General features: G+C 35.1%; 9 protein-coding genes, 1 tRNA gene and 1 pseudogene. 8 read left to right on the top strand and 3 right to left on the bottom strand.

All coding sequences use genetic code 11. The annotated features are described in order from the left end of the window. Positions 1 to 174 precede the first annotated feature (174 nt). Positions 175 to 450 (top strand): HU family DNA-binding protein, encoded by a 276-nt coding sequence (locus IPK14_09475; GenBank protein ID MBK7993636.1) that lies wholly within the window; start codon positions 175 to 177, stop codon positions 448 to 450. A gap of 125 nt (positions 451 to 575) precedes the next feature. On the opposite strand, the gene IPK14_09470 is transcribed toward IPK14_09475, so the two are convergent. Continuing rightward, a complete protein-coding gene (locus IPK14_09470; GenBank protein ID MBK7993635.1) occupies positions 576 to 6089 on the bottom strand; it encodes a VCBS repeat-containing protein in 5514 nt (1837 codons plus the stop codon). A 179-nt stretch (positions 6090 to 6268) separates the two neighbouring features. On the opposite strand from IPK14_09470, the gene IPK14_09465 reads away from it, so the two are divergent. From IPK14_09465 to IPK14_09455, 3 genes are read left to right on the top strand one after another with little or no spacing between them, the layout of a single operon-like run. Then, positions 6269 to 6961: a hypothetical protein gene (locus IPK14_09465; GenBank protein ID MBK7993634.1), complete on the top strand. Its 693-nt coding sequence runs from the start codon at positions 6269 to 6271 to the stop codon at positions 6959 to 6961. A 53-nt stretch (positions 6962 to 7014) separates the two neighbouring features. Then, positions 7015 to 8625, top strand: a complete 1611-nt coding sequence (locus IPK14_09460) for a hypothetical protein (GenBank protein ID MBK7993633.1) — start codon at positions 7015 to 7017, stop codon at positions 8623 to 8625. Positions 8626 to 8674: 49 nt separating this feature from the next. After that, on the top strand, positions 8675 to 8950 hold the full coding sequence (locus tag IPK14_09455; GenBank protein MBK7993632.1) for a hypothetical protein: 276 nt from the start codon (positions 8675 to 8677) through the stop codon (positions 8948 to 8950). 40 nt (positions 8951 to 8990) lie between these two features. On the opposite strand, the gene IPK14_09450 is transcribed toward IPK14_09455, so the two are convergent. Beyond that, positions 8991 to 9062, bottom strand: a tRNA-Asn gene (locus IPK14_09450). A 160-nt stretch (positions 9063 to 9222) separates the two neighbouring features. Next, the gene (locus tag IPK14_09445; GenBank protein ID MBK7993631.1) at positions 9223 to 9693 is read right to left on the bottom strand and encodes a hypothetical protein; all 471 of its coding nucleotides are present in this window, start codon (positions 9691 to 9693) and stop codon (positions 9223 to 9225) included. 317 nt (positions 9694 to 10010) lie between these two features. Between IPK14_09445 and gcvT the strand changes: the two genes are divergently transcribed. The 4 genes and pseudogenes from gcvT to gcvPB all read left to right on the top strand — a co-directional run bounded on the left by gcvT (position 10011) and on the right by gcvPB (position 14437). Continuing rightward, positions 10011 to 11099: a glycine cleavage system aminomethyltransferase GcvT gene (gcvT, locus tag IPK14_09440; GenBank protein ID MBK7993630.1), complete on the top strand. Its 1089-nt coding sequence runs from the start codon at positions 10011 to 10013 to the stop codon at positions 11097 to 11099. A 24-nt stretch (positions 11100 to 11123) separates the two neighbouring features. After that, positions 11124 to 11516: a glycine cleavage system protein GcvH gene (gene gcvH / locus IPK14_09435; protein ID MBK7993629.1), complete on the top strand. Its 393-nt coding sequence runs from the start codon at positions 11124 to 11126 to the stop codon at positions 11514 to 11516. A 64-nt stretch (positions 11517 to 11580) separates the two neighbouring features. Beyond that, a pseudogene (gcvPA, locus tag IPK14_09430) lies at positions 11581 to 12911 on the top strand (aminomethyl-transferring glycine dehydrogenase subunit GcvPA). 17 nt (positions 12912 to 12928) lie between these two features. Continuing rightward, entirely contained in the window at positions 12929 to 14437 is a 1509-nt protein-coding gene (gene gcvPB, locus IPK14_09425; protein ID MBK7993628.1) for an aminomethyl-transferring glycine dehydrogenase subunit GcvPB, read from the top strand. The last annotated feature ends 67 nt before the right edge of the window (positions 14438 to 14504 follow it).

Raw genomic sequence — 14504 nt, 5'->3', positions numbered from 1 at the left:
GAAAATCAATGGCAAGCAAATCAAAAGCAACTTCAGATCCAAAACCTGCCGCAAAAAACAACTAAAGCAGCAGAGACTAAAGCAAGTAAAACTACAGCTAAAAGCAAAGCAACCAAAGCACCTGCTGCTAAAGCTGCAAAAGATGCCAAAGCCCCTGCTCCAAAACTTAAATTAATGACTAAAGAACAACTTGTTGGTCATTTTGCCACTAAATTTAATGTCACTCGTAAAAATGCACAAGAAATGCTAGATGAACTTTCTAACTTGATTGTTTCTGAAATCAAGAACAGTGGTGGATTTGTTCTTCCTAATGTTGGTAAATTTTTGAAGGCTGTCCGTTCTGAAAGAATGGGTATCAATCCTCAAAATAGACAAAAGAAGCTTATCCCTGCCAAAACTGTAGTGAAATTCAGAGTTGCTAAAGCTTGTTTAGATGGTGTAACTAACTAAATTTAGTAAATCTTTTTGTAAAGCTAAAGCCCAAAAACACTTGTTTTTGGGCTTTGTTTTTTGCTTAAAATAAAAATAGCCAAGTGAACATTCACTTGGCTATTTTTATTTTAATTAAAAGCTTATTACCTTCTAGTAAAAGTAACGCCAACAGAAATTTTACCATCAGGATTTCTAACAATAAGACGAACAGTGTCACCCTTCTTGATAAACTTATCAATAGCTAGATTAGAAGGATCACCCTTTTTATCATTAGTAGTAAAACGTGTAGCTTCTGTGTCAAACTCTAAAGGATAGCTTTCTGTATCGTTAATGATTAAAGTTGCTTTTGGTTTGATAAATGAACCAGCTGCATCTATAAAGAATAACTTTCCATCAAATCTTGGGCTTTTTATTATTGGTAAATCTGTATTTGCTGGTTGTGAACCTCCGCTCATTTGCCCGTTTCCAAAGAAGCTTGTTACACTATAGCTAAAGTTTCCTCCTTGTCCTGTTGATGGTGTATCTGTAAAGCTATTCATATTTCCTGGTATTGATCCAACCAAGTTTTCTGGCTTTATTATCTCTTCTGGGCTTAACATTCTTCCATCTGTTGGTTGTAATGTTCTATAGATATTATACCCTACTAACATTGGAGTGTCTGCTTGTGGCTTTATTTGCCTATCATCACTTCTATCTGCTTTCCTACTTTGTACTATACCTTTTCTATTAAACATTACCCCTACAGATGTATTTCCATCTGTATTTTTAACTATTAGTTTAACTATCGCTGTTTTTGTTATTATTCTCTTTATTGTTAAACTTCTTCCATTACTTCTTTGTTTTTTAGGTACTGTAAAGCGTGTTGCCTCATTATCAAATTGCAGTACAAATGTATCAGTATCATTTATTATTAACATTGCTCCTGGTTTTATAAATGAGCCTGCTGCCTCTAAAAATACCGTTCCTGTTGTAAATATTGGGTTTTTAATTACTGGTAAGTTTGTCCCCATTGGTTGAGAGCCTCCGCTCATTTGTCCATTTCCAAAGAAACTTGTTACGCTGTAACTAAAATTATTACTTTCTCCTGTTGGCACCATATCCATAAATCCTGTTGCATCTGCTGGCAATGTTGCTACTAAATTTTCAGGATCTACTATTAAATCTACATTTGGCATTGTTCCATCTTCTGGTTGTGGTACTCTATAAACATTAAATCCTGCTAATACTAAATCCCCTTCTGCTTTTGGCATTATTCCACGCTTTATATTTGCTATTTGACCTATTCCATTTGTTGTTAACTCTCCTGCTTTTACCCTCACATTTTGAGGTGGTAAAAGTTGATTAACTGGTGGTGGGTCAAATGTAACATTTACAAGCAATACTGGGTCTGGTGGTCTTGTTATTGTCCCATCTTTAATCTCTGTTGCATCTGCTGTTACATTCATTGGTGGAGCTATTACTCCATCTGGAACTGGGGTAAATCTTACTATTGTTTGTAGCACTGGGGTTGGTGTACTTGGTCGTTGTACGCTAAATTGTCCACTTCCTACATTTACTATATTTCCTGCTCTATCTCTTGCTCTAATCATTATTCTTACTGTAGAAGAGCTTAAGTCACCCGGTATATTCCAGATTACTTCTCTAAAAGTGTTATCCAACCTTCCAATATCTCCACTACTTGCACCAGTTGCATTTGGGTTAATAGATTTAGAAGTACTGCTAGTTGTTGCAATAAAAGATACAGTAAAATCACTTAGTGCATCATTATCTTCTGCATCATAGCGGATTCTTAATTGTCCTCCTGCTCTAAGCAGTTCTCCTCCCATAGGAGCCGTAAACTTAACACTAGGGGCAATCATATCTATGCTACGTGCTGTAACTGGAATTCGTGTTATACCTGCATTACTACTAATAGTTATATTTCCAGTAACATCACCTAAACTACCAGGCTTAGGGCTAAATTGAACTTCAAAGCTAGTAGATTCATTAGCACCAAGTCTAGTAGTACGAGGAGGAGTAAGCAAAGTAATATCATTACCGCTAATATCAGGATTATTAAAGGTTAAATCTTGACCTCCAACATTACGAATAGTAATAGTACGTGTAGCCATTTCACCAATATTAACAGAGTCAAACTCAACTCTATTAACAGTTTGCAAGACAGCAGGAGGAACAGGAGGAGTAGACTCAATAATGGTAAGACTAGCAGTACCACCGCTAATAATGGCACCATTAGTAGCTTCAGAGAGACGAAGATTAACAATTTTATCTTGGCCCGGCTGACGATCATTAAAGATAGGAATATTAAAGGATTGGCTAACTGAACCAGGAGCAAAGGTTAAAGTGCCGCTAGTTTCCATATAATTAGAACCAGCACGAGCATTAGCACCAGCAGAGGTAGAAAAATTAACAGAAGCAGAAATATTGCCGCCATCCAAGCGGTTGACATTAATGGTGACAGCACCTCCAGTTTCATTCACTGAGTATGCAGTTTGAGAAAAAGCAAATCTTCCTGGACGCGGTGCATCTCTTTCTATAACGTTTAATGTAGCTGTCGTTAAATTTAGCTCTGCTCCTCCTGTAGGATTGCCAAGAGAAAGCAGAATAGTTTTATTACTTTCTGAAACATTATCTGGAAGTGTTTGCACAGTAAAAGTCTTAGGTGACATATCACCATTGCCAAAAGTTATTGTTCCAGCAGAATTTACATAATCAACTCCTGACCTAGCTGTTCCATTTACAGTAGAGTAATTTACTGATACTGTTCCTACTCCTCCATTTGTTCTTACTACTGTTATTGTTGCTATACTTCCTTCTGTTACTGTAAAACTATTTACTGAAAATCCTATTCTTCCGGCTCCAGCACCTACATTTAATACATAACTACGTGTACCAATACAACTACTATCATCAAGACTAGCCTGGACTGTAAACATAGAAGTTCCCGAAGTGATAGGTATACCTGAAATAAGCCCACTACTACTTAATGATAAACCTGTTGGAAGAGTTCCAGAAACAAGTGAAAAAGCATAACTTCCTGTTGGTGTTGCAGTTAATTGCTGCGAGTAATTAACATTAAGTAATGGATTTGGTAAAGTTAGCGGTGAAATACTGATAGGTGGACAGTTATCACCAATTACTATTGTATACTTTTGTGTTGAGGTGCAGAAATTGCTATCTGTAGCCTGTAAAGTGAAATTGAAAACGCCGTTAGTTGTTGGAGTTCCAGAAATCAAAATTCCATCAAATCCAAATTGTTTAGGATCAAGCGGTGTAAAGTTTAGTCCTGGAGGTAAATTACCTGGATTTATACTAAATTGATAAGGAGATGAACCACCATCCACACTAATTATCTGGTTGTAAAATGAGCCAATCTGACCATTAGGTAAACTTAGAGGATCAAAGCTAAAAGGAGTACAATTAAGACCACAAAGATTAAGTAGAATCGCTACATTACTGCCATTAAAATTGCTATCAATCAAGGTGTTGACAAGAGTAATGTCTAATTTTGAATCTAAGTTAAAATCTTCTGTTGCAAGAAATGAGGGGCCAAGGCCGCCAGATGTAAATACACTAGGTGGATTAAATGAACCCATACCAGTATTAAACAGCACTCCAACAGTATTAGAAACAGAGTTTGTTACTGCTAAATCATCAATAAAATCTCCATTAAAATCACCTGCTGCAACTGCTGTAGCTGTACTACCACCAGAAGATAATGTTGTTGCTACGTTAAAGCTACCAACACTATTATTTAATAACACAGTGACATTGTTACTAGTTTGATTGGCAACAGCTAAGTCTAGAGAAGAATCGCTGTTAAAATTACCAATGGATACAGAATTAGGGCCATTACCACCAGAAGAAAATACTACAGGTGTATTAAAACCTTCACCATTGTTTTCTATTAAAGCCAAATTATTACTATTACGGTTAGCAACTATGATGTCTGTATCTTGGTCTCCATCAACATCAAATGTAACTACTGAGACAGGAGTACTACCACCAGAACTTATTACTATTGGATCATCAAAACCCCCTACTTCAGTATTAGCTATCAAAATACCGATTGTGCTGTCTGTAATGTTAGATACAACTATGTCACTTACTTCATCACCATTAAAATCTGCTGTTGCCACCGAAACAGGGCCTATACCACCAGATGAAAACGTTAATGGCGAATTAAAACTACCAAAACCATTGTTTATTAAAACTCCAACGTTGTTAGAACTATTGTTAGCTACAACAAGGTCTAGTCTACCATCATTATCAAAGTTCCCAACAGCTAATCCTCTTACTCCTGTGCCACCTGTTGGGAATGTAGTTACAGGACTAAAAGAACCTATACCATTACTAAGTAATAAACCAACAGTGCTATTGCTATTATTGATGACAGCTAAATCAGGTAGTTCATTTCCATCAAAATCAGCAGCTACAACAGCACGAGGATTTAAGCCACCTGGATCAAAAACTTGCGGTGCAGAAAAACTTGGGTCTGTGCAAAGAGCATCGCCTGTTACAACTAAAGTGTAGTTTTGTCTTCCAATGCAACCACCAGCAGCTAAAGGCCCAATATCTGTGGTTTTCTTATTCTTTTTGTTTTTCTTTTTAGATACATTAGGGGCAATAGCTGGTATTCCTACATTGGAATCTTGTGCTTGTACAGTAAAGTTAAAAACGCCTAACTGAAAAGGTGTACCAAATAAGTTTCCATTAGTATCTAATATTAATCCATTAGGTAACAACCCATCAACAATAGAAAAGTCATAAGGATCTATTCCACCACTTGCTGTAATAGTTTGATTATAAAACGTTCCAACAGGTGCATTGGGTAAAGAAGTAGGTGATAGAGTTATTGTTCCACAACCAGCTTCATTAATAAAAAGGCTATAGTTTTGTGAACCTGGACAACCACCAGTAGCTAAAGGCCCTATTTTGCTGGTTTTCTTGAAGTTTCTCTTAGGAGCAATAGCTGGAACGTTAGAATCTTCTGCTAAAACAGTAAAACTAAAAAAGCCTGATTCTTGAGGGGTTCCAAGAAGGTTTCCATCAGTGTCTAAAGTAAGACCATTTGGTAATGCTCCAGAAGTTATTGAAAATGTATAAGGATCAAGTCCACCACTAGCTGTAAAACTTTGGCTATAAAATGTTCCGACCGAACCATCAGGTAAGCTTGGAGGATTGATTGTTATTCGTGGACAAGAGCCTGCATCTAAAACATTAATAGTATAATTTGCTGTTCCAGTGTCTGAAAGACCATCATTTGCTTGAACAGTAAAACTAAATAAACCTGGGGAAGTGGGTATACCTGAAATCTCACCAGACACAGGATCTAAACTTAATCCATTAGGTAATGATCCATTAGTTACACTATAGGCATAAGGAGGCATGCCATCATTAGCTATTAGAATTTGGCTATAAGACGTACCAACAGTAGCATTTGGTAACGTTGCAGGACTTATAGAAAGTACAAATAACAAATTATTATTTGCTTTTGTTGTATTAAAATACCCAATTTTTAATAATTCGTTAGCTTTAAGTAAGGAATTAGCAGAAGTAAATGTACCTGTAAAAGAAAATACATTTATTAGATAAAATATTATGGCTAAAGAGATTACCGATAAAGAAAGACTTATGAGTTTTTTTCTTTTTATCATAAGCATTGCCCCCAAGTTTACTGGCTTTTGTAAGATATATAGATGGTTGTATTTCTAACAAACGCTATTGTTAATTATTATGAGTCAAAAATGCTTCAGCTAGTTTAGCTTAAAAACTGTTTTTTTGCACTAACTTTGACCTTAAACTTTAGCTTTATAAGATTGTTAGAAGAATTTTTATGGATAAAATAGTTACAATTATCAGAAAAAGTAATGATTTAGTTGTTCTAGTAAGTCGCACTAGATACAATTTTGTACCTAATTTAGAAAATCTAAGTAAAGAAATAATTTACCAATTAACTAACTATTATGACTCTATAGAGTCACCTATAGAGTCAATAAGTATTAAATTATTACCAAATAAAAATAATATTATTTATGCTTGGAATTATCTGCAAAATATTAAAATAATAAATAAAGAAACCTTAAAACAAATATTAATAATATTATTAGAAACACAAATAGATCCTTGCCAAGTAAATAATAAATTAGAGATCTTAAATTTGGATTTTGAAGAACTTATAATTAAACCTACTGCTGCACATCCTAGAGCTTATAAAGGAACAAAATATAAACCTCCTAAAGCTAAGCAAACACTAGAAATAAATCTATGTCCTTATTTGTCTGATGAAAAAAATATTTATCTGATTTTAAGGAAATTAGAGAAGTTTAAAACAGAAGTTTTAGAGGAATTAATAAAAATTAACTATCATAGCGAAAAATTATTAAAAATAGATAAAAATATATGGTTTAAAATAGATCCTAATATTATTGCTCATCCAAAACTAATTGAAACTAATTATAAATTTCCATCTTTATTTATTAAGTATATTTTACCTTTAATAAAAATGCTGACCTTAAGCAAATACTAAAATTCCTAACCATTTTTTGGGATTTAAGACTAGATAAAAAGAATAATTTATTGATGGTTATAGTAAGATTATTAGTTTTAAGTCAAAATTTTGAGAATGTTTTACAGTGGTGTCAAATAGTAGCTAAACAACGTCAAAAACACCAAAGCACTTTTGCTACTTTACTTATTAAAACAGGCGTTCTTTGGATAGATGTTAATGAACAAATAAAAGAAACTTTTGATGAATTTAATAAATTAACTTATAGCAAACAATATGTCCAACGACTGTTTTTCTTGCTTTTAGCTATAAAGAAAAATCTTTGCCTAGATTATGTTTTGACAGGGTTTAAGCTAGCAAATAAATATGAAAAAGATTACAAATTTTTAATATTTCCTCAATATACTAGTAAAATTTCTAGTAATTTTATTGAAAAATTATCCAACTACATCAAATCAACAGAAATTTACTACCAATCATTTCCTTTGCTTATTTGGCGTGCTTGCGGTGAAATGCAAGGTCTTATTGAAACGTTTATAGAAATTAAGTGGAAAAATTTATCTAAAGAAATAGCAATAAAATACTTAAGATTTTACTTAGAAATAGTCTATTTAGAAAACCACAAAGAAATAAATGATAACTGGCAATTTGTTAAACAAGAATCTAGTAAAATTACTAGTATTTTGTATGCTATAAGTGAAAAATATCAGGAAAAATTTATTACTTACTTAAAAGCTTTTTATTCTTGGGATGATAATGAAAATGATATAAAAACACTAAACCAAGCTTTACCAATCAGTTATATATTATTTAACCGTTTATGCCGACCTCCTTTTAGCCAAAATGTTAGCTACTTTACTGCTCAAATAATTAAATACTTTATTTATTTTGGTTCTGATAATAGTAGGAAAATGTTTGCTGATGCTCCTAATTCCAGTTTTCAAAACTTAGAAAAAATTTGTTACTCAAAAAATACTAGCTTTCTAATACAATTAAGTATTTATTCTTTAATGAAAAGGTTGCCGGAATGGATAGTAAAATGCTTTAGTTATTTTTCTACAAAACTATTAAAAGTAGCTAAATTATTAGGTAGCTTTAATGGTGAAATAAGAATTTCCTTAATAAAAAGTTTTATGCAGCATCAGATAATGAGTACTGATTTTGCTAATTTAGCTTTGGCAGAAGCTTTTTTGATAATTGAAGACATAACTAAAAATAATGAAAAAATTTTTAATTCTATTCCAAAACAGTTAAAAGATTTTCTTAATGGTCAATCTCAAATAAAACAGCAACAATTTGAATATTATAAACAACAATTTTTTCAACAACTTCTAAGAACTCAACTTGATGTATTAGAAAACTTAATTTTTGATAAATTAAGTCATAATTATAAAGTAAAAACTATAGATAAAAATTTAGAATACGCCCTAAAAGTTAGTTATTATACAGATTCAAATCAACGCCCACTAAAAAGATTTCTTAGAGCTTACTTAAATGGTGATCAAAATTATTTGCTAAATCATTCTGAATCGCAAAAATGGCTAAAAAACCACAAAGAGTTAAATATAAATTTATGGCAAACAGGAATAGAATTTAGCCAAGAATCTGAAAAATATGGACTTATCACTATTGATTTAGAAAAAAGATCCTTTAGAAGTCTTAAAACTTGGAGTTTATTCTGGTAGCTGTTTAGAATTAGGAGGAGGGTTTACTTACTCAGCGGTTGCAATACTTTTGGACATAAATAAACAAGTTCTTTATGCACGCAACAAAAAAGGAAAAGTCCTAGCCCGTCAATTGGTTGCTATTTCCGAAGATAATAAGCTTGTTTGTTTTGAAATTTACCCACCAAGTGTAAGCGATGAAATTAAGGCTATGTTTAGAGATTATGATGAGCTTTTTGCTAAAAAGTTAAATTTTCCAATAAATAAAAGCTATTTGGATTATGAAATAGAACATATTTTATCTAAAGACTGGTGGGATGATAGAGCCTGGGATTTAGAGCTTTAAAACTAAAAAAGCTACTCAGATAATGAGTAGCTTTTTCTAACTCCTCAGGTAGGACTCGAACCTACAACCCTTCGGTTAACAGCCGAATGCTCTGCCATTGAGCTACTGAGGAATATTTCTTGTGTTTTCCCGCTAAGGAAGCGAAATAATAGCGGGACTTTAGAGCTAGAGTCAACGCTTTTTCCCGGGTTTTTTACTTTGTGAAAATTAAAAGGCTATTTTTATAGTGATTCCTAAAAAAATAGCCTTTTAATTAAGCAGTATTGCTAGATTTATTTAACTTGTATTGTAAAAGGAATGCCAGAAGGATTTTCGCTGTTTGCGCCCACTTTGATGGCTGAAGCTTCAGCACGATCATCTACTCGTAAATCAAAAGTAAGACTACCACCGCTTACTTGAAAATCTAATCCATCAATGTTTTTGTCTGAATCTAATTCTATTTTTACTTTATTTCCTTCTACAGTAAACCATTTAACTGCTTCATCACGATATTGTTTAACTTCGTTTAATGAACCACCTTCGCAAGTAATTTCACCTTCAAATTTATGTTTTTGGCTACCAGCAACGGCTCTTAAATGCCATCCTTTGTCATCTTGCCAAATATAAAAACCACTTGCAGCCGTTGGCCCCATGCCTTTAGGCCGCCCTTTTGGATCTAGTGCAAAAGCTAGTGTAATAGAGCTAATCATTATAGCTACTACTAAAAATATCCCTGCAATCTTCCTTACAAATTGATCTATCATGTTTTCCTCCAAAAAATTTTCTTATGATTTCTCTTTGACTTTAAATAAATAGCGGGTTAAAAATCGGTTTTTGGATGCTATAAGTTTTCTTTTAGGTTGCAACTTGTCGGTTTATTAGGAAATAACTTTAAATAGTTTTTTAATCAAGGAAAACTTGCTGCTAATTCACTCTATTTTAATTACTTTTTGGATTTAACTTTATGGCTTCTTTCCTGCCTTGACGCAACTAAAACCATTATGTTAGCTTGAGCTTTCTTTAAGCTTTTATGATCTTGTAATTTATCCTATACCTTTAGGAGACATACCCTTTGATACAAATCAAGCGTACCCCCCTTAATGAAGCTCACAGGGCTTTAGGCGCGAAAATGGTAGAATTTGCCGGTTGGGATATGCCTGTTCAATATTCAGGTACATTACCAGAGCATCTAAATGTAAGAAATATGGCTGGGCTATTTGATGTTAGCCATATGGGAGAAATAGAAGTTCGCGGTGTTGACGCTCTAAAACTAGTGCAATTAGTAACTTGTAATGATGCTAGTAAACTTGCAGACGGTCAAATTCATTATTCAGGTTTAATGACTCCACAAGGTACTTTTGTAGATGATTTGCTAGTACATCGTTTTCATTCAGAGTATTTTTTCCTTTGTGTTAATGCTTCTAACATAGAAAAGGATTTTGACTGGATTAACACTCATGCCCAAGGTATGGATGTAGAAGTTAAAAATACTAGCGATAAATACTTTCAAATTGCCTTACAAGGCCCTCGTAGCGTGGAAATATTACAACCCCTTGTAGATATTGATCTAAGTACCATTAAATATTATTGGTTTAGGGAAGGCAAGCTAAATGGTGTACCTGTTTTAGTTACTAGAACTGGATATACTGGTGAAGATGGTTTTGAAATTTATGGTATACCAGATGAAGCTGTAAATATTTGGAATAAACTTATAGAGGTCGGCAAACCTTTAGGACTACTTCCAACAGGTTTAGCTGCTCGTAACACCCTGCGTTTAGAAGCTAAAATGATGCTTTATGGGCATGACATAGATGATACTACTAGTGTACTAGAAGCTGATTTAGGTTGGATTCTAAAGCTAGCTAAAGGTGATTTTTTAGGGCGAGATGTACTAGTAAACCAAAAACAAACAGGTTTAAGCCGAAAAATAGTTGGCTTTGAAGTGCTAGATCGCGCCCCTGTACGGGATGGCTATCCAGTTATTATTGATGGTCAACAATTTAGTCAAGTAACTTCTGGTAGCCCAGCACCTTTCTTAAAGAAAAATATTGGCCTAGCTTATCTACCTATAGATAAAGCGCATCTTGGGTTTGAATTTGCTATAGAAGTTCGTGGGCGTGAAATTGCTGCCCGTGTAGTTGAAACACCATTTTACAAAAGAAGTAAATAACTATTACTAGCGGAGATAAAAAAGATGGCTAATTATCCAGATAATCTACTTTATACAAAAGATCATGAATGGGTACGTGTAGAAGGTGATCAAGGTACTGTTGGAATTACTCATTTTGCTCAAGCAGAACTAGGTGACATTGTTTATGTTGAACTGCCAAAGGCAGGTGAGCAGTTAAATCAGCACGAGCCTTTTGGCTCTGTTGAATCTGTTAAGGCTGTTAGCGAAGTCTTTATGCCTATTTCCGGCACAATAGAAAAAACTAACTCAAATTTAGCTGACTCCCCAGAGTTAGTTAATAATGACCCTTATGGGGAAGGTTGGATGTTAGTAGTCAAAATAGAAAAAGCTTCTGAACTTGACGCTCTAATGTCTGCTGCTGAATATGAAGATTTTCTTAATGAAAGCAAACATTGATGTCTTAGGCAGCCAACTACCTCCAAAATTGGCTGCCATTATAATTTAGAGAAAGGGACTATCCATGCGTTACATCCCAAATTCCGCTGAGGAACGAGCAAAAATGCTCGCGGAAATGGGCGTGCAATCGATAGAAGACTTTTTTACCAGTATTCCAGCACATTTACGGTTAGAAAAACCGCTTAATCTCCCTCCAGCATACGCTGAATCTGAGTTGATAAAATTCTTCAAGAAATTAGCTGCACGCAATACCGATCCAAATAACACTATTTCTTTTTTGGGAGCAGGTGCTTATAACCACTTTCGACCAATAGTAATTGATACTTTAATTTCTCGTTCTGAGTTTTATACCACTTACACTCCATACCAGCCAGAAATTGCTCAAGGCACTTTACAAGCTATCTTTGAATTTCAAAGCATGATTTGCTTATTAACTGGAATGGAAGTAGCTAATGCCTCAATGTATGATGGCTCTACAGCAATGGCTGAGGCTGCATTGATGGCAAATCGTATTACACGGCGCAAAAAAATCCTGGTTTCTCAAGCTGTTCATCCAGAATATAGAGCCGTGCTAGATACCTATCTAAAAAGCACAGGTTTAGTTTCAGAAACGGTTGCTTTTAGTGCTAGCGGACAAACTGCGCTAGATAGCATAAATCTTGATAGCGAAGTTGCCGCAGTAATTGTTCAATCACCAAACTTTTTTGGCTGTATAGAAGATATGGCGGCTGTAGCAGAAAAAGCACACCAAGCAGGCGCACTTTTTATTAGCGTTACAACAGAGCCTATTTCTTGGGGATTACTACGTAGCCCCGGCGATTGTGGAGCAGATATTGTTGTAGCCGAAGGTCAATCATTTGGAATTGCTCCTAGCTATGGAGGCCCATATTTAGGTATTTTTGCTAGCCGCGCTCAATACCAACGCCAAATGCCAGGCCGCCTTATTGGTGAAGCTTTTGACGCAGATGGCAATCGAGGTTTTGTTATAACTCTTGCTACTCGTGAACAACATATTCGCCGAGAAAAAGCTAGCTCTAATATTTGTACTAATCAAGGTCTTTTTATGCTTATGGCAACGGTTTATCTTGCCACAATGGGCAAACAAGGACTCCAAGAAGTTGCAAAGCAAAATCTACAAAAGTCTGCTTATGCTGCTAAAGCTATTTCTGAGTTGGATGGCTATTCTTTATTATTTTCAGCACCACGCTTTAATGAGTTTGTAGTAAAAACACCAAAACCAGCTACAGAAATAATGGAAAACTCCTATCTCAAAACATAATTGCTGGTCTACCACTATCTAATTATTACCCTGATATGACGCATGCTTTGTTAGTTTGCGTTACTGAGCAAAATACCAAAGCAGATATTGATCAACTAGTGGCAGCACTTAAGTAAAATAGGAGAAGGGAAAAATGTCTACAATAAAAAATCGTATTAAAAAAGTTCGTACTCATGTTAGTCAAAATGAACCTTTGCTTTTTGAGCGTTCCCGTCCGGGTTCTGTTGCTTATAAATTGCCAAACATAGATGTTCCTGACACAGAAATTAGTGAATTGATAGACCCAAATTTCTTACGTACAGATAATTTAGCATATATGCCAGAAGTTGCTGAACCTGATATTGTCCGGCATTTTACAAGGCTTTCTACTTGGAACTATGGCACGGATACAGGAATGTTTCCTCTAGGTTCTTGCACAATGAAATATAACCCTAAAATAAATGAATTTGTTGCACGCCTAGAAAGTTTTGCTGCTGCTCATCCACTCGCGCCAGAATTAGCCGTTCAAGGTTGTTTAGAAGTTATTTATCTGGCAGAACAACTTTTAGCAGAAATTACTGGAATGGCTGCTGTTACTTTGCAACCAGCAGCAGGCGCACATGGTGAAATGACTGGAATTATGATGATTCGTGCCTTACTAAAAGATCGTGGCGATGCGCGGAAAAAAGTTTTAATTCCAGACTCAGCACATGGTACTAATCCAGCAACGGCGGCAATGTGTGGCTATAGTGTTGAAGGTGTTCGTTCTAATAGTCAAGGTTTGACGGATTTAGCCGAGCTAGAAAAACGAATGGATGACACAGTAGCAGCACTGATGCTTACTAATCCAAATACAGTTGGGCTATTTGAAGAAGACATTGAGAAAATTTGTAAATTAATGCATGAGCGTGGCGGACTAGTCTATATGGACGGTGCAAATATGAACGCGCTTTGTGCTGTTGCTCGTCCTGGGGATATGGGCGTAGATGTAATGCACATGAATTTACATAAAACTATGTCTACTCCACACGGTGGAGGCGGCCCGGGTGCCGGGCCTGTAGCCGTAACTAAAGAATTAGCTCCTTATCTTCCTTCACCTACTGTTATAAAAGTTGATGATCGGTTTGCACTTGATTTTAACCGTCCAAGCTCTATAGGTCGTGTTCGAGCTTTTCATGGAAATTTTGGTGTAGTGCTTCGAGCAGTTTGCTATATGTTAGCTTTAGGGTCTGAAGGACTACGGGAAAATACAGAAACCGCTGTCTTAAATGCTAATTACATAGCACATCACTTACGGGATACTTATGAGATTCCCTATCCTGGCAAGCTAATGCATGAAGTAATTTTTTCAGATAAACGCCAAAGGAAATTTGGTGTAACTAATGGTGATATAGCTAAAAGGCTTATAGATTATGGCTTTCATCCACCTACAATGTCTTTTCCGCTAATTGTGCCTGGTGCTTTAATGGTTGAACCTACAGAAAGCGAAGGCCGTCAAGAAATAGATTTGTTTATTGATGCAATGAAATCAATAAATGAAGAAGCACAGGAAAATCCAGAACTGCTAAAACACGCACCTTACTCTACACGTGTAGGGCGTTTTGATGAAGTTGCCGCAGCCCGTAATCCTGTTTTACGGTGGCAACCAAAAAATGAAAAGTGATTAATTCTTTTTCATTTGCTAGTAGATTAAATTTTTAACAGTCACATAGTTTGCAAATTATGTGGCT

It is taken from the genome of Blastocatellia bacterium (assembly GCA_016713405.1).
Taxonomy (GTDB): Bacteria; Acidobacteriota; Blastocatellia; order Chloracidobacteriales; family JADJPF01; genus JADJPF01.
This window is presented reverse-complemented; position numbering and strand designations above follow the sequence as displayed.